This is a genomic window from Humitalea sp. 24SJ18S-53 (genome assembly GCF_050632385.1).
GTDB lineage: Bacteria > Pseudomonadota > Alphaproteobacteria > Acetobacterales > Acetobacteraceae > Humitalea.
This window is the reverse complement of the sequence record NZ_CP192599.1, coordinates 2375291-2394989: the sequence shown is the minus strand read 5'-3', so window position 1 is coordinate 2394989 and position 19699 is coordinate 2375291. Positions and strand designations below refer to the sequence as shown.

Genomic DNA, 19699 nt, shown 5'->3' with positions numbered 1-19699 from the left:
ACGAGGGGAGTCAATCGGTCGATCGGAGATTCAGCCTCTCTCGGCCCGCTTCACCGCCCGCCACCCATCCTCCATCTCAGCCAAGCTCACATCGCCCGGTGCTTTTCCATCTACCGCAAGGCCTTGTTCCATCGCGTTGAACCGCCGCGTGAACTTGTCATTCGCCCCGCGTAGCGCCGCCTCCGGGTCCAGCCCCAGCTTTCGCGCCAGGTTCGCCATCACGAAGAGCATGTCGCCCACCTCATCCGCCAGTCGCACCGGGTCCGCCTCGGGCAGTTCCGCCCGCAACTCGGCGGTTTCCTCGTCCAACTTGTCCAGGATGCCGGCAGCGTCCGGCCAGTCGAAGCCGACCCTGGCGGCACGCTTGGTCAGTTTTTCCGCCCGGGTCAGCGCGGGCAGGGCGAGGGGGATCCCCGCCAATGTCCCGGTCTCGGCCCGCGTGGCACGTTCCGCCGCCTTGATCGCATCCCAGCCAGGCCCGGCATCCTCACTGAACACATGAGGATGCCGCCGGATCATCTTCTCTGAAATGGTTTTTGCCACATCGGCGAAGCCGAACCAGTCAAGCTCCTCGGCCATGCGGGCGTGATAAACGACCTGCAGCAGCAGATCGCCCAATTCATCCAACAGCGCGGCCCGGTCGCCGCGGGCGATCGCATCCGCGACCTCATGAGCTTCCTCGATCGTATAGGGCGCGATCGATCCGAAATCCTGCACCCGGTCCCAGGGGCAGCCATCCTCCGCCCGCAGCCGCACCATGATGCCGAGGAGGGTGGTCAGGGCGCTGGGTTCATCGGGCATCGAAACACCGCATAATGTATATTATGGAACATTCAGATTGATGGTCATGCCATCCAACCCGGCCTCGATCCCCGGCGGCAGGTTTTGCGCCATCCAGGCCCAGTCCATGTCCGGGCCCATATGGGTCAGGATCGTGCGCTTCGGCCGCAACCGTTCGACCCATTCCACCACCTGCGCGACATGGGCATGCACGATGTGCGGCGCGCGTTGGAAACAGCCGACGATCCAGACGTCCAGCCCCTCCAACCGTGCCAGGCTGGTTTCCGGCAACCGCACCAGGTCGGTGCTATAGGCGAAGCGGCCGATGCGCAGGCCCAGGGTCTCCATCACGTGATGGTCCTGCGGAAAAAGGCTGACCGGCATGCCGGCCAGGGTCACCTCGCCGCTCGGCAACACCTCCCGCGACACCAGGCACGGGCGGAAGAAGCCATGCGCCGGGCGTGGCAGGAAGGCGTAGTCGAACCGCGCCCGAATATCCGCCAGGGTTTTGCTGGTGCCGAACACCGGCAGCGCGTCGTCCAGCACCCGGTTCACCGAACGCAGGTCGTCGATGCCCATGATGTGGTCGGCATGGCTATGGGTGAACAGGATCTCGTCGAAACGCCCCACGCCGGCAGCCAGCATCTGCGCCCGCAGATCGGGTCCTGCGTCCACCAACAAGCGCTTACCGCCCGTTGCTTCCACCAGGATGGAACTGCGCAGGCGGCGGTTGCGCGCCTCGGCCGGGTCGCAGGCGCCCCAGGCCCCGAACCCATCGGCACCACCGATCAGCGGCACGCCGCCGGAACCGCCGCAGCCAAGAATCGTGATCTTTAACAATCGTCTACACGGCTTTCTTGAAAAGTCGAAGGAAGTTTCCGGTTGTCAATGCCGACACCTCCGCCATGCCAATCCCCAGGACCCCACCCAGCACCGCCGCCGTCTTCGCCACATAGGCTGGTTCGCACCGCTTGCCCCGAAACGGCACGGGCGCGAGGTAGGGCGCATCCGTCTCCACCATCAGCCGATCCCGCGGCAGGCGCGCCGCCAGCGCCCGGAAATTCTCCGACTTCGGAAAGGTCAGGATGCCGGAAAAGGAGATATACCCCCCCATTTCCACCGCCTTTTCAGCCAGTTCGTAGCCGCTGCTGAAGCAATGCAGCAGGAAATCAAAATCGCCCCCCGCGGCGCGTTCCTCGGCCAAAATGCCGATCACATCCTCATCCGCCTGCCGCGCATGGATCGCCAGCGGCAGCCCCGCCGCACGGGCCGCGCGGATGTGGCGCCGGAATCCCTCCCGCTGCACATCGCGCGGCGCCTTGTCGTAGAAATAATCCAGGCCGCTTTCGCCGATCCCGATCACCTTGGGGTGGTCGGCCAGCGCCACGATCTCCTCGACCGATGGCATCTCGCCTTCGGCGGCATTGTGCGGGTGCACGCCGACCGTGGCCCAGACCTGGGGGAAGCGTTCGGCGAATTCCTTGACCTGGGGCCCCTGCCCCATCCGCGTGCTGATGGTCACAAGGCGCTCGACCCCAGCCTCGGCCGCGCGCGCCACCACGGCGTCCAACTCGTCGCCAAAGTAATCCAGGTGGCAGTGGCTGTCGGTGAGCCCGGTCATGCCGGCAGTTCCACTTTCTGGAACAGCGGCGACGGCGGCGGCAGCAAGGTGCCGGCCGGCAGAGGCGTCGCCAGCCCAGCCAGGTTCCGCGCTTCCTCCGGCACGCCCAACTGCGCCAGCAACTGGTCCATCGACGTCGGCATGAAGGGCATCAGCACGGTGGCATAGGTCCGCAGTGCCGTATGCAGGTGGCGCAGCACCGCCTCCATCCGGCCAAAATCCGTCTTCTTCAGCGACCAGGGCGCGGCCACGGTGATGTAGCCATTGGCGGCGCGGATGTGGCGGAACACATCCTCCAGCGCCAGGTGGAACTCCTGTCGGTCCAGAAAGCCGTCCATCGCCTCAGGCAGCCCCGGCAGTGCGTCCAGGATCGCCGCATCCTCGGCCGCGACCGGGCCATCCGGCAGCAATCCGCCGCAATTGCGCTGGATCAGCGACAGCGTCCGGTTGGCGAGATTGCCGAGTACATCGGCCAACTCGCCATTCAGCCGGTGCGTCAGCGACCGGCGCGAAAAATCGCCGTCCTGCCCAAAGGGCACTTCGCGCAGCAGGAAGTAGCGGACCGGGTCCAACCCGAAATCCGCGACCAGCGCCAAGGGGTCGATGACATTGCCCAGCGACTTGCTGATCTTCTGGCCTTCATTGGTCCACCAGCCATGGGCAAACACGCGCCGCGGCGGTGCCAGCCCGGCGGCCATCAGCATCGCCGGCCAGTAGATCGCGTGGAAGCGCAGGATATCCTTGCCGACCATGTGCACATCGGCCGGCCAGTAGCGCCAATCCGGGTTTTCGGTGTCCGGATAGCCCAGCGCGGTGATGTAGTTCGTCAGCGCGTCGATCCAGACATACATCACATGCTGGTCGTCATCCGGCACCGGCACGCCCCAGCGGAAGGACGCGCGGGAGATCGACAGGTCCTGCAGCCCGGCACGCACGAAGGCCATCACCTCGTTGCGGCGGCTCGGGGGCGCGATCATCTCCGGATTGGCGTCGAACAGCGCCAGCAGCCGGTCCTGCCAGGCCGACAGGCGGAAGAACCACGACGGCTCGCTGACCCATTCGACCGGCGCCCCGGACGGCGCGAACTTTTGGCCGTCGCGTTCGACCAGTTCGTCGGGGCCGTAGAAGGCCTCGTCGCGCACCGCATACCAGCCGGCGTATTCGCCCTTGTAGATCTCGCCGGCGTCGCGAAGCTTCAGCCACAGCGCCTGGCAGGCTGCGTAATGGCGCGGTTCGGTCGTGCGGATGAAGGTGTGCTCGGAGAACCCCATCGCGACCGCCAATTCGCGGAAGGATGTGCTGACGCGATCGACGAAGGCCTGCGGCTCCTCGCCGGCGTCCTGCGCCGCTTTCTCGACCTTCTGGCCGTGCTCGTCGGTGCCGGTCAGGAAGAAGACGTCCCGCCCCTGCATGCGCTTCCACCGCGCCAGCACATCGGCCGCGAGGCTGGTGTAGGCGTGGCCGATATGCGGCCGGTCGTTCACGTAATAGATCGGCGTCGTGATGTAATAGGGCGTCATGCGGCGCTTCTACAGGGCGGCGCGGCGGCGTGCACCCCTGGGATGAAAAATGGGGAGTGGGGCACGACCCGCCGCGCGACGAAGCGCGAATTGGTTGTCAGTATCAACCAATCGCCCTAGGCTGGCCTCCAGAACCGCGCGGCAAGCGCGGCGGCGGAGGAGACGCTTGGTGCAGACCTACGACTACATCGTCATTGGCGGCGGTTCCGCCGGCTGCGTCATCACCCAGCGGCTCGTCGCCGCCGGAAAAGGCGTCCTGTTGCTTGAGGCCGGGCCAGCGGACAACCATCCCTTCGTGCATATCCCCGGCACCTTCGTGCGCCTGTTCGGCTCCCGCCGCACCTTCATGTACAAGTCGGAAGCCGAACCCGGGCTAAAGGGCCGGCCGATGTATGTCCCGCAGGGACGCACCCTGGGTGGCGGGTCATCGGTCAATGCGATGATCTATATCCGCGGCCAGATGCAGGATTACGACGACTGGGCCGAACTCGGCGCGGATGGCTGGTCCTGGGACGATGTGCTGCCGGTCTTCCGCCGCTGCGAGGCAAACCAGCGGCTCGCCGGCCCCTATCACGGCACGGACGGCAAGCTTCACGTGTCCGACACGCGCTATCGGCATCCGTTGAGCTACGCCTTCCTACGCGCCGCGCAGGAAGCGGGGGTGCCCTATACCCACGACTTCAACGGCGCCAACCAGGCGGGCGCGGGTTTCTTCCAGACCACGACGCGCGAGGGCCGCCGGGGATCCACCGCCGCGACCTACCTGGCCACGGTGCGCGGCCGCGCGAACCTGACCATCCGCACCGAGGCCGCGATCGAGGCGATCCTGCTGGAGAACGGCGCTGCCTCCGGCGTGCGGTACCGCACGGCCGATGGCGCGATGCATGACGCGACGGTGCGGGAGGAGGTGATCCTTTGCGCCGGCGGCATAGGATCGCCGAAACTGCTGCAATTGTCGGGCCTGGGGCCGGCGGCGCATCTCGCCTCGGTCGGCATCGCGCTGCGCCACGACCTGGCGGGTGTCGGCGAGAACTACCAGGACCACATCTCCGCCCCGGTCTATGGGCAGATGAGCGAGGCGATCAGCCTGCTTGGCCAGGACAAGGGCGCGAAGGCGATCCGGAACGGCTTGGAATACCTGCTGACACGCGGCGGCCTGCTGTCGTCGAACATCATCGAATGCGGCGCCTTCGTGGATACCGGCGGTATCGGCCGGCCCGATATCCAGATCCACATGACGCCCACGCTGGTGGGCGATGTGGGGCGCGCGCCGCCGCCGGGCCATGGCATCACGATCAACCCCTGTATCCTGCGCCCGACCTCCCGCGGGACGGTGCGGCTGCGCAGCGCGCAGGCGCATGATCCGGTGGTCCTGAACACGAATGCGCTGGCGACGCGGGAGGATGTGGAGACGCTGATCCGTGGCGTCAAACTCTCCCGCCGCATCCTGCGCGCGCCGTCGCTCGCCAGGATCGTCCATCGGGAGATCCTTCCCTCGGCCGATGACGACGTGTCGGACGAGGTGCTGGAAACGCATGTGCGCGCCGTGGCCAAGACCGTCTTTCATCCCGTCGGGACCTGCCGGATGGGGCGGGATGCGATGGCGGTGACCGACCCGCAGCTTCGCGTGCGCGGCGTGCCGCGACTGCGCGTCGGCGACAATTCCGTCATGCCGCGGCTGGTCAGCGGCAATACCAACGCCACGGCGGTGATGATCGGCGAGCGCTGTGCCGATTTCATCCTGGGCACGACCGCCTGACGCCGGGAGGCGCCAGGCGAAGCACGAAACTACTCGACCACCAGGCCAAGGCGGGAGACGAGCTCGCGTTCCCTGACCGCCTCTTCCCGGATGAAGGTCGTGTAGTCGGCCGAATTCATGTAGGCGAGCGGCAGGTCGTAGCGCTGCATCACCTCGCGATGCGCGGGATCGAGCAGCGCTTTGTGGAAAGCGTCGTGCAGCACGCGAACCAGGCCGGGATCCATCGCCTTCGGCCCGGACACGCCAAAGGGCGCGGTGAAGGCCATGTTTATGCCGAGCTCGCGCAGCGTCGGCGCCTGGGGGAAGCGGGGCGAGCGTTCCTCGGTCCAGACGTTGAGCAGCCGGTAGCTGCCGCCCTCCACGCCCGGCGCCCAGCCGGAGCCGTCGCCGACACAATCGATCTGCCCCGAAAGCAGCGCGGTCAAGGCATCGGCGATGCCGCGGAAGGGCACGTGCTGCAGCTTTATGCCGGCCTGTTCGAACACGATGTGGGAGAAGACATGCCCGTCCGATCCGACGCCGGAGCTGCCATGGGTCAGTTTTTCCGGATTGGCGCGCGCATAGGCGACGAAGCTGTTCCAGTCGGTCAAGGGGCTGTCGGTCCGCACGACCATGCCGAACATATAGCCCGACAGGCGGATGATATAGGTGATGTCGTTCACCGGATCGTAGGACAGGCTGCGGCGCATGAAGGGCTGGCGCACCGTGCCCATATGCGACTGCGACAGCGTGTAGCCATCCGGCCGCGCCTGGCCGGAGGCGAGGTACTGGGCGCCCAGCACACCGCCGGCGCCGCCGCGATTTTCCACCACGACGGGTTGACCGAGTTCCTTCGATGCCGCGGTCGCCAGCACGCGAAACACGACATCGGTGGTGCCGCCCGGTGCCCAGGGCACGATCAGGCGAATATTGCGGTTGGGGAAACCCGATTGCGCCAGTGCGGGTGTGGCGAGCGATCCGGCAGCGCCCGCCAGCACAAGTCTGCGCGTGATCGCGCCGCGATGGTCAGCGGTCATGGACTGATCTCCTCCCCGGGTCTTGCGCCCTTGGGGTGAAATGCTCCGCCGAGATGGTTGATGCTGTCAACTGTCGAATGCGACCGACGCGGGGTTTCGCGGCGGCGATCTAGAAGCGCCAGTAGGCCCCTTTTTATCCTACCCGATCGGTGGCGCGCGCCAGCGCCGCGCGACCGGCCTCGGTCGCCGTCACCACCAGCCCGCCGGCGCCATTGGGCCGCAGCGCGACCAGCCCGGCGTCCAGCGCATCTTCCCACACCGTCAGGCGTGGGCAGTTGGTGCGCCAGGCGTCGATGACCTCGGCATAGGGTTTCGGCGCCGGGGCAACCCAGGCGACCAGGTCCAAGATCAGCGCATTGGGTGCCATCGCGTCCTCCTATCGGTTGATGATCAGCCATGCCCCGTGCAGCACGAAATACAGGCTGATGGTGGTGATGATCCAACCCGCCCAGCGGCGGTAATTCACATCGGTCATGGCTTCCAGCACCGGCCGCGCCGCCATCGTGCCGACCATCGAGGCGAGGATCGCCAGCCCCGCCATCAGCGGATCGACCGATCCGGTATCGGCCACCAGCCCGCCAAAATACAACCATTTGGCCGCATGTCCCATCGTTTGCGCGATGGCCTTGCTGGCGACGATCTGCCGACGTTCCAGTTTCCCGCCCAGGAAAAACCGATCCAGCAGCGGCCCCGACACGCCGGTCAGCAGCATCAGCGACATGCAGATGACCCCGAAGATCACCCCATGCGCGGGCTTTTCCGCATCCGGTGCGAAGCGCGCCGGCAGCAGCCGCACCAGCAGGGGGCTGAGCCCCAGCATCAGCATCGCCTCCCCCCGTTCGGGCACGAAGCGCACGATCGACCAGCCCACCATCGCCAGGGCGCAGCCGCCGGCATAGGACGCGACGGGCCCCCAGCGGACGTGGCGGATCCAGGACGCGGCCCGCCAGCCGTTCGACGCCAGTTGCGTCACGGCATGCAGCGCCATCGCATCGGCCACCGGCAGCAGGGCCAGCAGGATGCCGATCAGGATCAGCCCCCCCGCCATGCCAAAGATGCCGGAAAGGAAGGAGGTGCCGACGACGGTGATGGTCAGCAGGGCAATGATCATGATCGGCATCGCACCCGTCTGCGCGCCTTGCGGCCGAACCGCAAACGGCCTTATCTCCGGGTCAGCATGAGTTTTTGTGATGCTGACACCCCGCCGCCTGCCCTCCCTGAACGGCTTGCGTGCCTTTGAGGCCGCGGCCCGCCACGGCAGCCTCGCGGCTGCCGCCACGGAACTGCACGTCACCCCCGCCGCCATCAGCCGATTGGTGCGCGAATTGGAGCAACGCCTGTCCGTGGCGCTGTTCACCCGCCAGGCCAACCGGCTGCGGCTGACCGCCGCCGGCGCCAGTTTCGCCCCGGGCCTGACCGGGGTCTTCGATCGCCTGGCCGCGCTGACCGAGGAAGTGACCGGCGCCGCCAGCGACCGCGTGCTGACGGTCGGCGTCGGCCCCACCTTCGCGATTCGCTGGCTTATCCCACGCCTCGCCCGCTTCCAGGCGATCGCCCCGGATATCGAGGTGAGGATCACCACCGGCGGCCAGGCGGCGCCCTTCGCCGATGGCTGGACCTGCGGCATCCGCCTGGGCGACGGGCATTGGCCGGGGCTGGAGGCGGTGCCGCTGGTCGCCGCCGAACTGCTGCCGGTCTGCGCCCCGGCCATCGCCGCGCGCATCCACCAGCCGTCCGACCTGGCGCGCGAAACCCTGCTGCGCGTCGCCCATGGAAAGCAGGATTGGCCGCGTTGGGCCGAGGCAGCCGGTGTCGACGACCCCCATGCCCACGGCCCCGTCTTCGACCACAGCAACCAGGCGATGCAGGCAGCGGCCGATGGTCTGGGCGTCGCGATCGGCATGCGGCCCTATGTGGACGACGACCTCGCGGCTGGGCGGCTGGTCGCGCCGTTTCCGCATCCGGTGTCGCTCGGCGAAGGCTGGTATCTGGTGCACCGCCCCGCGCGTGGCCGGGAACCCGGGTTCATCGCCTTCCGCGACTGGCTGCTGGCGGAGGCCGCCGCCCCCCGTTGACCGACCGCGCCATGCACCGCACATTTCCGAGTAATGAAGAACAAGATAAACTTGTCCCGCCGCGGCCTCGCCGCCCTCGCAATCGCCCTTCCCGGGGCCTCGCTCGCACAATCCGCCCCCTTCCCCAGTCGCACCGTCACGCTGATCGTGCCCTTCCCGCCCGGCGGCGGCACGGACGTGCTCGGCCGCTTGTTCGCCCGGCATGCCGGTGAGCAATGGGGCGTGTCGGTGGTGGTGGAAAACCGTGCCGGCGCCTCGGGCCGGATCGGCACGGAGCTGGTGCGCCGCGCGGCACCGGATGGTCATACCATCGTGCTGGCCTCGACCGGGGCGCTGATGGCGGGGGCTTCGATCGACCATCCCTTCTCCGTCCGGGACAGCCTGGCGCCGATCACCCTGTCGGCGGCGCCGGCCTATCTGATGGTGGCGCATCCATCGGTCGGGGTGACCGATGTCGCCGGGCTGATCGCGGTCGGCAAGGCGCGGCCGGGGTCGCTGGCCTTCGGCTCCTCCGGCGTCGGATCGGCCAGCCATCTGTCGGGCGAATTGTTCGGCGCGATGACCGGGGTCGAATTGCTGCATGTGCCCTTCTCCGGCACCGGCGGCGCGCTGAACGAACTGCTGGCCGGGCGTATCCAACTCATGTTCGCACCGCCGCAGACGGTGATGGCAAATGTGGCATCGGGCGGGCTGCGCGTGCTCGGCATCACGTCAGAACAGCCATCGCCATTGTTTGCCGGCGTGCCGGCCGTGGCCGCCACGGTGCCGGGCTATGCCGCGGTCGGCTGGTTCGGGCTGCTGGCGCCGCGCGATACGCCACCGGCGGTCGTCAACGCCCTGCACGCCGCCGCCGCCCGCGCCTATACCCTGCCCGATGTGGTGGAACGCCTGGCCCAACTGGGTGCCACGCCCGACCCGATCAGCCCCGACGCCTTCGCCACCTATATCAACGCCGATATCGCCAAGTGGCAGCGGCTGGTGCGCGAACGCGGCATTCGCATGGAGTGACTGTTTTGATCCGACTGGTGACTTTTGCCGCCCCCGCCAACGGGGCGCCACGACTTGGCGCCTTCGAAGACGGGACGATCGTGCCGCTCGACCCCGGTTTCGACATGCGCGCCGCCCTGGCGCTGCCGGAAGCGGGGCTGCGCGCCCTGGTGGCGATGGCCCCGCGCCCGGGCCTGCCGGCCGGTGCCGTCCGCATCCTGCCGCCGATCCCCGACCCCGGCGTGATCTTCTGCGTCGGCAAGAATTCCCGCGTGCACCGCGCCGAACTCGTCGCGCAGGACATGCTGCGGGAGGATCCGCAGGAACCGACCGGCTTCGTGAAACTCGCCCGCACCATGTCGGCCGAGGGCATGGCCGTGGCGCGCCCGCCGGGTGTCACGACCTTCGACTACGAACCCGAACTCGCCTTCATCCTGGCGCGCCACGCGCATGGGCTGACCCGCGCCAATGCCCGCGACGTCGTCGGCGGCATCACCGTGCTGAATGACCTGACCGCGCGCGCCACCCAGAAACGCGAAGTCGCCAGCGGCAGCCGCTTCTGGACCGCCAAGAACATGCCGGGCTTCTGCCCCGTCGGCCCCTATGTCGTGCCGTTGTTCGAGGTCGCGGACCCCTACGATCTTTGGCTGACCTGCCGCGTGAATGGCGATCTGCGTCTGCGGGTTTCGACCAGTGAATACATCTACCGGATCGAGGACATCCTCGCGCATTTCACCACGCATATGGAATTCTTCCCCGGCGACGTGATCGCGACCGGCGCCCCGCGCGGCACGGCGATCAGCCAGCCCAATGCGGACGAGCTCTACCTGAAGCCGGGCGATGTCTGCGTGGCGGGGCTGGAAGGGCTGATGGAATTGACAACGCCGATCGTCTGACGTTACGCGTCGGGGCGCACGAAAGAGCGCGTTCCGACGCTGCGCATACCGGTCTCTCCATCCTGGGGGCGGCGATCCTCAACGACGGCGAACCGGCACGTGATTTTCAGCTCACCGCTTTTTCTCTTTATGTTCCTGCCGATCACGCTTGCGCTTTACGCCCTGCTGCCCTGGCGGAACCTGGTGCTGCTGGTGGTCAGCCTCATATTCTACACCTGGGGCGATCCGGCCGCCTTGCCGGTTCTGTTGGCTTATATCGTGCTGAACTACGGCGTCGGCTTGGCGCTGCCGATCGTACCTCGGCCGGGCTTGATGCTGGCCTTCGGGGTGGCGGCCAATCTCGCCATCCTGATGGTCTTCAAATACCTGGGATTTCTGGCCAGCCAGATCGATGCGGTATTCCCCGCACTGGCCGTGCCGGTGCCCTCCATCGCGCTCCCGCTCGGGATTTCCTTCATCGCCTTCCAGGGCATGTCCTACCTGATCGACATCCATCGCGGTGACGTCCGTCCGCAGCGGAGCCTGCTGACCTTCGCGATGTACAAATCCATGTTCCCGCAGCTCATCGCCGGACCGATTGTGCGCTACCGCAGTGTCGCGGCCCGCGTGGACCATCGCCACGCCAGCGCGCTGCGGCTGCGGTTCGGCATTCAGGTCTTCATCCTCGGCCTGGCGCAAAAGGTGCTGATCGCGAATGTCGTGGCCTTGCCGGCGGACCAGATTTACGGCCTGCCCCCGGGCGAGGTGACAATGGCCACCGCTTGGCTTGGGGCCATCTGCTATGCTCTGCAGATCTATTTCGATTTCGCTGGCTATTCCAATATGGCGATCGGCATGGCCCATCTGTTTGCCTTCAGCTTCCCTCCGAATTTCAACCGCCCCTATATCGCGCAGTCCATGACGGAGTTTTGGCGCCGCTGGCACATCAGCCTCTCGAGCTGGTTCCGAGACTACCTCTACATTCCGCTTGGTGGCAGCCGGGGCGGTGCCGTCGCGACCTACCGCAACCTGCTGATCGTCTTCGCGCTCTGCGGATTCTGGCATGGTGCCACGTGGAACTTCCTGATCTGGGGCCTCTACAATGGCGCGCTCCTGATGCTGGAACGCGCCTTCCTGGGCGCCTGGCTGGCCCGTTTGTGGCGGCCCCTGCGGCATCTGTATCTGGTACTGGCCATGGTCCTGGGCTGGGTGGTGTTCCGGGCCGATACCCTGCCCGCCGCGGGAGCCATCTATGCCGCCATGTTCGGCCTGGCGCCCGGCTCCGACCTCATCGCGCCGCCAGATCGCTTCCTGAACGGTCCCGTGATCGTGGCGCTGCTGGCCGGGATCGCGCTGTCAGCCACGACCTTGCCAAAGGGCCGGACCTGGGTGCCCCGCCCTGGTGCGCCCGCTTGGTTCGTTTTGCGGGATGCCGTTGTCCAGGTTGGTTTTCTGGCGCTTTTCGTCATATCGGCGCTCGCCGTCGCCAGCAGCGCCTATAACCCGTTCATCTACTACCGGTTCTGACGCGATGCATCGCAACACCTGGTCCATCGGCGGCCTGCAACAGCGGCTCTTCATCGTGCTCGCGGCCCTGCTGCTCTGCGCACCGCTCATCGCGCAGGTCGCTGGCCTGAGCCCGCCACGCCCCGATGAGAATCGCGCCCTGGCCCCCATCCCCGCGCTGCCGTCCGGGTTCTCCGCCCTGGCGGGCTGGACGCAGGCGATGGATGCCTATGTGAAAGACCATTTTGGCCTGCGCGGACTGCTGGTGAACCTGAACGATCGTCTGCTGTTCCGTGTCTTTGGCGCCTTCGCATCACCGCAGGTCATGCTCGGCCGTGACGGGCGGGTGTTCCTCACCTCCCACGGCGCTGGCGAGGCCACACGCAACAACCTGATCCAGCAGTCGTGCGGTTTCGCTATTTCTGAAGCCGTGTTGAGCGCCGCTTCCGCCTCCATGGAAGAGTTTCTGCTCCGCAGCGCCAACGCGTTACGGGGCGCCCACCCAGGGCTTCATCCCGATGTCCGTGTCGTGTCGGTGCCCACCTCCGCGTCGCTGTACACCGAAGTCCTGCCGCGTTGGCTCGCCCGGCAATGCGCGACCAGCACACCACCGGGAAGGGCCCTAATCGACCGGCTGAATCCGGCGCTGCGGTCACGGTTCATCGATACTACCGCGATCATGCGGGACGTTGAGCGCGAAGCGCCGGCCATACCGCGGCGCAATTTTCATTGGGATGGAATCGCACCAGTACGCGTCGCGGAGTTTTTGGCGGAAGAAGTGCTAAGGCGCCCCCGGGCGCTGACGCTATCTGGCCGCAACATAACGCGCCGCAGCGACATCAGCCAATTTTTCCCTGGTGTTTCGCTGACCGACACCGTCTTTTCCCCCGACTATGGCGCGGCTGGCGTCACACCTTGCCTGGGCGCCCCCTGCTTTCCCGCACTGGGCGATGTAGGCCCCATTCTGCAGGACATGCGGCGCTACACTGGCCCGGCGCCTGATGGTCGGCTGTTGCTGATTACCGACAGTTTCGGGGCCATCGTCGCCGGCGCCTTTTCCCAACAGTTTCAGGAGGTCTGGCAGATCTCGATTAACAACTTCACGCGGCTCGACCCTGAGCAACGCGCCAAGCTGCGTCAGGTTCTGCTGGAAGAGTATCGCCCGGACACCATGCTGATGCTTTTCCACGATGCCACGGCCTTCGGCGCCGGGGGGCTCCTGAAGGCCGTCTTTTATCCGGACTGAGGGCGATCAGCCGTCCGCGACCGGCGCGGCGTCGACGATCTGGAACCCCGGGCTCGACTCCCCGGCCCAACGTTCTGTCCGCAGATGCCCCGCCAGATGCAGCGGCACCCGCGCGCCATCCAGCAACGCGTTCGCCAGGGGGCCGTCCTTGGCGCGAAAACACACCGCCTTCAGCCGCCCGCCATCCTGCCCGGTCAGGAAGGCGCGGATCGTCGCACCCTCCTTCCCCACTCTGCCCGCCTTGGCGACGCGCACGCGCGGCAGGACGAAGACCGGCTCGTCATTGCCATTGCCAAAGGGCGCCAGCCGCCCGATCGCCGTGCCGAGGTCCGTCGTGCAACCCGGCACCGACAACACCCCCTCCAGCACCAGCCCCGCCGCCCCCGGCAGCAGCGCCGCGGCCACCAGCCGGTCGCTGAGGAAGGCATGCACCTCCTCCCGCCGCGCCGCGTCGAAGGAAAACCCGGCGGCCATGGCGTGCCCGCCACCCGTGATGAACAGCCCCGCCTGGCGCGCCGCGATAATCGCCGCGCCAAGATCGGCACCCGCGATCGACCGTCCCGACCCGCGCGCCAGCCCATCGGCGACGCCAGCCACCAGCGACGGCCGGTTGAAGCGTTCTTTGACCCGTCCCGCGACGATGCCGACCACTCCGGGGTGCCAGCCATCGCCCAGCACCAGCAGGACCGGCAGTCCGGCCATCGCCTGGGCCTCGGCCTGGCGCATGGCATCGGCCATGACCTCGGCCTCCACCTCCTGCCGGTGGCGGTTCACGCGGTCCAGTTCCTCGGCCATGGCGCGGGCGTCGATGGCGTCGTCGCAGGCCAGCAGCCGCAACCCCATGTCGGGCTTGCCGACGCGCCCGCCGGCATTGATCCGCGGCCCCAGCATGAAGCCGAGGGTATGCGCGGACGGCGCTTCCTTGGCCTGCGCCACCGCCAGCAAGGCCGCGATGCCGACACGGCTTCCGGCACCCATCACCCGCAGCCCCTGGGTGACGAAGGCCCGGTTCAACCCGACCAGCGGCATCACGTCGCAGACCGTCGCCAGCGCGACCAGGTCCAGCAACTGCTTCAGGTCCGGTTCCTGCCGCCCACCAAAATACCCGGCGCGCCGCAGCACCCGCAACGTCGCCACCGCCGCCATGAAGGCGACCGCCGTCGCGCAGAGATGCCCAAGCCCAGAGGAATCATCCAACCGGTTCGGGTTCACCACCGCCGCCAGCGACGGCGGCGGGCCCTCGGCCTTGTGGTGGTCCAGCACAACAACATCGGCGCGGCCATTGGCGGCTGCCAGCGCCTCACCGGCGGCGATGCCGCAGTCGACGCAGATGATCAGGCTGGCCCCCTCATCGCAGAGCAGCGCGATGGCGGCGGCATTGGGGCCGTAGCCCTCGGTGATGCGATCCGGAATATAGGGCCGCGCCGCGACGCCCAGGCTGCCCAGGAAACTCACCATCAGCGCGCCGGAACAAGCGCCGTCCACGTCGTAATCGCCAAACACCGCGACCTGTTCGCCGGCCCGCACAGCAGCGGCGATGCGGTCGGCGGCCAGATCCATGTCGATCAGCGAGGACGGATCGGGCATCAGCGCCCGCAACGTCGGCTCCAGGAAATCCGCCGCCTGGTCCACGCCGATGCCGCGCCCGGCCAGCAGCCGCGCCACCACATCCGGCAGCGCATGGCGTTCGGCCAGCGCCGCGCCGATCCGCTCCGGGCCGCGCCGCCAGGACCAGCGGCGCCCGGTCAGGCTGCTGACGACGCCGAACGGTGCGGCGTCCTCTGGCAGCGCGTCAGGCAATGAAGGCGCGCGGCTTGAGCGCGAAATTATGATGCGCCTCGACATAGCGAACCGTGCCGGTGCTGCTGCGCATCACGATGGAATGCGTTACCGCCGACTGCGGCCCGCGCCGCACGCCGCGCAGCATCGCGCCATTGGTGACACCGGTCGCCGAGAACATCACCTCGCCCCGCGCCATGTCCTCGACGCTGTAGATCAGGTTTGGGTCGGTGATCCCCATGCCCTTGGCGCGTTCAATCTGGCCGTCGTCCTCGAACAACAGGCGGCCCTGCATCTGGCCACCGATGCAGCGCAGCGCCGCAGCGGCCAGTACGCCCTCCGGCGCGCCACCGGACCCGAGGTAGAGATCCACGCCCGCTTCAGGCTGGCTGACCGCGACCACGCCCGCGACATCGCCATCGCCGATCAGCATGATGCGCGCGCCGGCATCGCGGCAGGCCTTGATGATCGCCTTGTGGCGGTCACGGTCCAGGATGCAGACCATCAAATCGGCGATGTCGCAGCCCTTGGCCTTGGCCAATTCGCGCAGGTTTTCGGCCGGGCTGGCGTCGATATGCACCACGCCTTCCGGCAGGCCCGGACCAACCGCGATCTTGTCCATGTAGATGTCGGGCGCATGCAGAAACCCGCCGGGCTGCGCGACCGCCAGGGTCGCGATCGCGTTCGGCGCACCCTTGGCGGTGATCGACGTGCCTTCCAGCGGATCGACGGCGATATCGACGGCGGGGCCACCGGCCTCGCTCGACCAGCCATGGCCGACCTCCTCACCGATGAACAGCATCGGCGCCTCGTCCATCTCGCCCTCGCCGATCACCACCGTGCCGCGGATGGCAACGGTATCGAAAGCCCGACGCATGGCATCGACTGCCGCACCATCGGCGGCATTCTTGTCACCCCGCCCAATCCAACGGCTGGCCGCCAGGGCAGCAGCCTCGGTCACGCGGACCAGTTCAAGCGCCAGGTTGCGATCGACCGGTGTGCTGTCGCGGATCATGCGGGCTTCCCTTTGAACAGGCTGATAAAATGATGCGGGGCGGTCCTTGAGAGGGGCTTCGCCCCCCTCAAACTCCCCCCACCAAGGGGCCGTGGCCCCTTGGAACCCACGGTGTTTGGTAAAAGAAAGGGAGGGGCGTCAAGGGCGCGCCATTGGTGCAGGACGCGCCATGCCCCTCCCATTCTTTTACCAATATTCAGCCGGTCCAGGGGCGGCCGCCCCTGGTGGGGGAGGTTTGGAGGGGGCGAAGCCCTCTCCAGATTCCGCCCGCCCCGGGTCAAGCCAGCGCTTCGATGCGGATCATGGCTGGGGTTTCCAGCACGGCGTCCAGGGCTTCGAGCCTGTGCAGGGCGGCGGTCATCGCGGCTTCGCCGCAGGTATGGGTGACCAGGACGACGGCCACCGCTTCGCCGGGGCTGCGGCCGCGCTGGATCATGGATTCCAGCGATATGCCGTGGTCGCGCAGCACGGCGGTCACGTCGGCGATGACGCCGGGGCGGTCCACCACCATCAGGCGCAGGTAATAGGCGCCTTCGTGATGCGACATCGGCACCGTCTCGGCGGGCTTCAGCGCGGCCTCGGCGGCGCCCCAGACGGGGGTGTGGCGGCCACGGGCGATGTCGATCAGGTCGGCGACGACGGCGCTTCCGGTCGGCCCGCCCCCTGCCCCGCGGCCTTCCAGCACGACGCGGCCGACGAAATCGCCCTCTGCCACCACGGCGTTGAAGACGCCATCGACGCGGGCCAGCGGGTGGGCGACGGGGACCATGCAGGGGTGCACGCGGGTGCTGATGCCCGCATCGGTGCGCCGCGCGATCCCCAAAAGCTTGATGCGGTAGCCGAGGTCGTCGGCCAGGCGGATATCGAGCGCGGAGACGCCGCGCACCCCCTCCACATGCACATCGTCGAAGGCGACGGGCCGGCCGAAGGCCAGCGCGGCCAGGATGGCCAATTTATGGGCGGCGTCGGTGCCATCCACATCCATCGCGGGATCGGTCTCGGCGTAGCCAAGGCGCTGCGCTTCGGCCAAGGCCTCGGCGAATTCGCGCCCCTTCTCCCGCATCGAGGTCAGGATGTAGTTGCAGGTGCCGTTCAGGATGCCGGCGACGCGGAACAGGCGGTTGGCGGCCAGGCCCTCGCGGATCGCCTTGATCGCGGGGATACCGCCGGCGACGGCGGCCTCGAAGGCCAAGGGCACGCCGCGCGCTTCGGCCAGGGCCGCGAGGGCGGCGCCATGGGTGGCGAGCAGCGCCTTATTGGCGGTGACGACGGGGCGCCCCGCGCGCAAGGCGGCTTCGACGAGCAAACGCGCCGGGCCTTCGCTGCCGCCGATGCATTCGACGATGACATCGACACCAGGATCCTGCGCCAGGGCCACCGGGTCATCATACCAGCGCAGCCCGGCGATCGAGACCGAACGCTCCCGCGCGCGGTCGCGGGCGGAAACGGCGGTGACGACGATGGGGCGCCCGGCACGGGCGGCGATCACCTCGGCATTGTCGCGCAGCACGGTCAGCACGCCGGTGCCGACCGTCCCGAGGCCGGCGACGCCGATCGAAAGGGGGTGTGTCATACGCCGGTCAGTTCTCGCGATGCAGCGTTCTCGGGGTCGGGCGGCCCGGCATTGTCGCCGGCGAGGAAGGTCTTGATGCCACGCAGCGCCTGACGGATGCGGTGGTTGTTCTCGACCATCGCGATGCGGACATGGCCATCGCCGTGCTCACCGAAGCCGATACCCGGCGCCACCGCGACCTTGGCTTTCTCCAGCAGCAGTTTGGAGAAACCGACTGAACCGAGGTGCCTGAATTTCTCCGGGATCGGCGCCCAGACGAACATCGATCCGTCGGGACTCGGCACGTCCCATCCCGCCGCATGCAGTCCCTTGATCAGCACGTCGCGCCGGTCCTTGTAGAGGACGCGCATATCCGCGACGCAATCCTGCGGCCCGTTCAACGCCGCCGCGGCGGCAATCTGGATCGGCGCGAAAGCCCCATAGTCCAGATAGGATTTGACCCGCGCGAGGGCCGAGATCAGCCGCTGGTTGCCGGCGGCAAACCCCATGCGCCAGCCCGGCATGTTGTAGGTCTTGGACAGCGAGGTGAATTCCACCGTGCAATCCATCGCCCCCGGAATTTCCAGCACGGACGGCGGCGGCGTCTCGCCAAAATACAACTCGGCATAGGCGAGGTCGGACAGGATGAAGAGCCCGTGCTTCAGCGCCAGCGCCACCAGGTCCTTGTAGAATTCGCGGCTGGCCAGCAGTGCCGTTGGGTTCGACGGGAAGTTCACGATCAGCGCCGTGGGCTTGGGCACCGAATGCCGCACCGCGCGGTCGATCGCCGCCAGCATCGCGTCATCCGGCGTATAGGGGATGAAGCGCGCTGAGGCGCCCGCGATGATGAAGCCGAACTGGTGGATCGGGTAGGACGGGTTCGGCACCAGGATGGTGTCGCCCGGGCTGCTGATCGCCTGGGCCAGGTTGGCCAGGCCCTCCTTGCTGCCCAGGGTCGCGACGACCTCCGTCTCCGGGTCCAGCTTCACGCCGAAACGGCGGTCGTAGTAGCCGGCCAGGGCCTTGCGCAGCCCGGGGATGCCCTTGGACATCGAATAGCGATGGGTGCGCGGGTCCTGCACCGCCTCGACCAGCTTGGCCACGATATGCGGCGGCGTCGGGCTGTCGGGGTTGCCCATGCCCAGGTCCACGATGTCCTCGGCTGCGGCACGCGCCTTGGCCTTGGCCGAGTTCACCTCGGCGAAGACATAGGGGGGCAGGCGGCGGATGCGGTGGAATTCTTCGGTCATGGTTCCGGTGTCTTCGTCAGGAGTCGTGAGGGCGGGATGATAGGGCCGCGGGGGGTGGGACGCGAGGGCGCCCCTCAGCGAATGCCCCCTTAGCGAATACTGGGCGGCGGCGGCGGGACGCTGCCGGGGTCGGCGGGCATCATCCGGGCCGGCGGCGCCGCGGGGGCCAGCAAGGCCGGCGGCGGCGGGGGCGGCGCCGTGCTGCCAGGATCGGCCGGCATGGTGCGGGCGGGTTCGGCCGGGGCCGGTACCGCCGGCGTGGGCACCTGCACCGCCGCCGGGATCTGGATGATCGGGGCTTCGTTGACCCGCGGCGCCGGGCGCAGGCTGGGCGGGCCCGGCGGCGTCAGCGGCACATTGGCGCTGAGACCGGCCGGCGGCGCCGGGATCGCCAGTCCCGCCACCAGCGGCGTCTCCATGCCGGCGCGCTCCGTCTCCAACTGCCGCGTCACGGCATTGAGCGAGGCGGGGTCCGGCCGCGCCGGGCGCGGCGGCACCTGGGCCAGGTTGGGCCAGGGCTGGTCCAGCCGCGGCGGCAGGCCGCGGCGTTCCATCGCCCGCCCCGTCGCATTGTCCCAGAACGTCCCCAAGCCCTCGTTCCCGCCGCCGCCGATGCAACCGCCGAGCGAAAACAGCCCGCCGGCCACCAGGGACAAGCGGCGCAAGGACCGGGCATGCGCTTGATAAGCCACGTTCAGGCTCCTACGGTCCAACGGGT

18 protein-coding genes are annotated in these 19699 nt (G+C 67.9%); 6 read left to right on the top strand and 12 right to left on the bottom strand.

Annotated features, from left to right (window positions below; translation table 11 throughout):
• Positions 1-30: 30 nt before the first annotated feature.
• The 4 genes from mazG to metG are packed head-to-tail and all read right to left on the bottom strand — an operon-like array spanning position 31 to position 3921.
• Complete coding sequence (gene mazG / locus ACQW02_RS11595) at positions 31-801, bottom strand: nucleoside triphosphate pyrophosphohydrolase (RefSeq protein WP_431285401.1); 771 nt, start codon at positions 799-801, stop codon at positions 31-33.
• A gap of 21 nt (positions 802-822) precedes the next feature.
• Entirely contained in the window at positions 823-1620 is a 798-nt protein-coding gene (locus ACQW02_RS11590) for an MBL fold metallo-hydrolase (protein ID WP_431285400.1), read from the bottom strand.
• A gap of 4 nt (positions 1621-1624) precedes the next feature.
• A complete protein-coding gene (locus tag ACQW02_RS11585) occupies positions 1625-2401 on the bottom strand; it encodes a TatD family hydrolase (RefSeq protein WP_431285399.1) in 777 nt (258 codons plus the stop codon).
• Positions 2398-3921, bottom strand: coding sequence for a methionine--tRNA ligase (metG, locus tag ACQW02_RS11580; RefSeq protein WP_431285398.1), 1524 nt, complete (start codon positions 3919-3921; stop codon positions 2398-2400). Before metG ends, ACQW02_RS11585 begins: the two co-directional genes overlap by 4 nt.
• A gap of 169 nt (positions 3922-4090) precedes the next feature.
• On the opposite strand from metG, the gene ACQW02_RS11575 reads away from it, so the two are divergent.
• Positions 4091-5680 carry a GMC family oxidoreductase gene (locus ACQW02_RS11575; RefSeq protein ID WP_431285397.1) on the top strand — a complete coding sequence of 530 codons (1590 nt, stop codon included), beginning with the start codon at positions 4091-4093 and terminating at the stop codon, positions 5678-5680.
• A 29-nt stretch (positions 5681-5709) separates the two neighbouring features.
• Here ACQW02_RS11575 and ACQW02_RS11570 read toward each other — a convergent pair whose 3' ends face one another.
• From ACQW02_RS11570 to ACQW02_RS11560, 3 genes are all read right to left on the bottom strand, one after another.
• Positions 5710-6696, bottom strand: a complete 987-nt coding sequence (locus ACQW02_RS11570) for a Bug family tripartite tricarboxylate transporter substrate binding protein (RefSeq protein ID WP_431285396.1) — start codon at positions 6694-6696, stop codon at positions 5710-5712.
• Positions 6697-6829: 133 nt separating this feature from the next.
• Positions 6830-7063 carry a hypothetical protein gene (locus tag ACQW02_RS11565; RefSeq protein WP_431285395.1) on the bottom strand — a complete coding sequence of 78 codons (234 nt, stop codon included), beginning with the start codon at positions 7061-7063 and terminating at the stop codon, positions 6830-6832.
• Between the two features lie 9 nt (positions 7064-7072).
• On the bottom strand, positions 7073-7816 hold the full coding sequence (locus ACQW02_RS11560; protein WP_431285394.1) for a TSUP family transporter: 744 nt from the start codon (positions 7814-7816) through the stop codon (positions 7073-7075).
• 70 nt (positions 7817-7886) lie between these two features.
• On the opposite strand from ACQW02_RS11560, the gene gcvA reads away from it, so the two are divergent.
• The 5 genes from gcvA to ACQW02_RS11535 all read left to right on the top strand — a co-directional run bounded on the left by gcvA (position 7887) and on the right by ACQW02_RS11535 (position 13385).
• A complete protein-coding gene (gene gcvA / locus ACQW02_RS11555) occupies positions 7887-8771 on the top strand; it encodes a transcriptional regulator GcvA (RefSeq protein ID WP_431285393.1) in 885 nt (294 codons plus the stop codon).
• 51 nt (positions 8772-8822) lie between these two features.
• Positions 8823-9779: a Bug family tripartite tricarboxylate transporter substrate binding protein gene (locus ACQW02_RS11550; protein ID WP_431285392.1), complete on the top strand. Its 957-nt coding sequence runs from the start codon at positions 8823-8825 to the stop codon at positions 9777-9779.
• A gap of 5 nt (positions 9780-9784) precedes the next feature.
• Entirely contained in the window at positions 9785-10654 is an 870-nt protein-coding gene (locus ACQW02_RS11545; RefSeq protein WP_431285391.1) for a fumarylacetoacetate hydrolase family protein, read from the top strand.
• A gap of 129 nt (positions 10655-10783) precedes the next feature.
• Positions 10784-12160, top strand: coding sequence for an MBOAT family O-acyltransferase (locus ACQW02_RS11540; protein WP_431285390.1), 1377 nt, complete (start codon positions 10784-10786; stop codon positions 12158-12160).
• A gap of 4 nt (positions 12161-12164) precedes the next feature.
• On the top strand, positions 12165-13385 hold the full coding sequence (locus tag ACQW02_RS11535; RefSeq protein ID WP_431285389.1) for a hypothetical protein: 1221 nt from the start codon (positions 12165-12167) through the stop codon (positions 13383-13385).
• 6 nt (positions 13386-13391) lie between these two features.
• Here ACQW02_RS11535 and recJ read toward each other — a convergent pair whose 3' ends face one another.
• The 5 genes from recJ to ACQW02_RS11510 form a co-directional block, all read right to left on the bottom strand.
• Positions 13392-15230, bottom strand: coding sequence for a single-stranded-DNA-specific exonuclease RecJ (recJ, locus tag ACQW02_RS11530; protein WP_431285388.1), 1839 nt, complete (start codon positions 15228-15230; stop codon positions 13392-13394).
• Positions 15178-16179: a class II fructose-bisphosphatase gene (gene glpX, locus ACQW02_RS11525; protein ID WP_431285387.1), complete on the bottom strand. Its 1002-nt coding sequence runs from the start codon at positions 16177-16179 to the stop codon at positions 15178-15180. The genes recJ and glpX overlap by 53 nt, the downstream gene beginning before the upstream one ends.
• Positions 16180-16456: 277 nt before the next feature.
• Entirely contained in the window at positions 16457-17752 is a 1296-nt protein-coding gene (locus ACQW02_RS11520) for a homoserine dehydrogenase (RefSeq protein WP_431285386.1), read from the bottom strand.
• A complete protein-coding gene (locus tag ACQW02_RS11515) occupies positions 17749-18981 on the bottom strand; it encodes an LL-diaminopimelate aminotransferase (protein ID WP_431285385.1) in 1233 nt (410 codons plus the stop codon). Before ACQW02_RS11515 ends, ACQW02_RS11520 begins: the two co-directional genes overlap by 4 nt.
• Positions 18982-19070: 89 nt before the next feature.
• Positions 19071-19673: a hypothetical protein gene (locus ACQW02_RS11510; protein ID WP_431285384.1), complete on the bottom strand. Its 603-nt coding sequence runs from the start codon at positions 19671-19673 to the stop codon at positions 19071-19073.
• Positions 19674-19699: the final 26 nt, after the last annotated feature.

Coding starts and splice junctions, on each gene's coding strand:
- mazG (WP_431285401.1), bottom strand. CDS start 801: ATGCCCGATGAACCCAGCGCCCTGACCACCCTCCTCGGCATCATGGTG.
- ACQW02_RS11585 (WP_431285399.1), bottom strand. CDS start 2,401: ATGACCGGGCTCACCGACAGCCACTGCCACCTGGATTACTTTGGCGAC.
- metG (WP_431285398.1), bottom strand. CDS start 3,921: ATGACGCCCTATTACATCACGACGCCGATCTATTACGTGAACGACCGG.
- ACQW02_RS11570 (WP_431285396.1), bottom strand. CDS start 6,696: ATGACCGCTGACCATCGCGGCGCGATCACGCGCAGACTTGTGCTGGCG.
- ACQW02_RS11565 (WP_431285395.1), bottom strand. CDS start 7,063: ATGGCACCCAATGCGCTGATCTTGGACCTGGTCGCCTGGGTTGCCCCG.
- ACQW02_RS11560 (WP_431285394.1), bottom strand. CDS start 7,816: ATGCCGATCATGATCATTGCCCTGCTGACCATCACCGTCGTCGGCACC.
- gcvA (WP_431285393.1), top strand. CDS start 7,887: ATGCTGACACCCCGCCGCCTGCCCTCCCTGAACGGCTTGCGTGCCTTT.
- ACQW02_RS11540 (WP_431285390.1), top strand. CDS start 10,784: ATGTTCCTGCCGATCACGCTTGCGCTTTACGCCCTGCTGCCCTGGCGG.
- ACQW02_RS11535 (WP_431285389.1), top strand. CDS start 12,165: ATGCATCGCAACACCTGGTCCATCGGCGGCCTGCAACAGCGGCTCTTC.
- recJ (WP_431285388.1), bottom strand. CDS start 15,230: ATGTCGAGGCGCATCATAATTTCGCGCTCAAGCCGCGCGCCTTCATTG.
- glpX (WP_431285387.1), bottom strand. CDS start 16,179: ATGATCCGCGACAGCACACCGGTCGATCGCAACCTGGCGCTTGAACTG.
- ACQW02_RS11520 (WP_431285386.1), bottom strand. CDS start 17,752: ATGACACACCCCCTTTCGATCGGCGTCGCCGGCCTCGGGACGGTCGGC.
- ACQW02_RS11515 (WP_431285385.1), bottom strand. CDS start 18,981: ATGACCGAAGAATTCCACCGCATCCGCCGCCTGCCCCCCTATGTCTTC.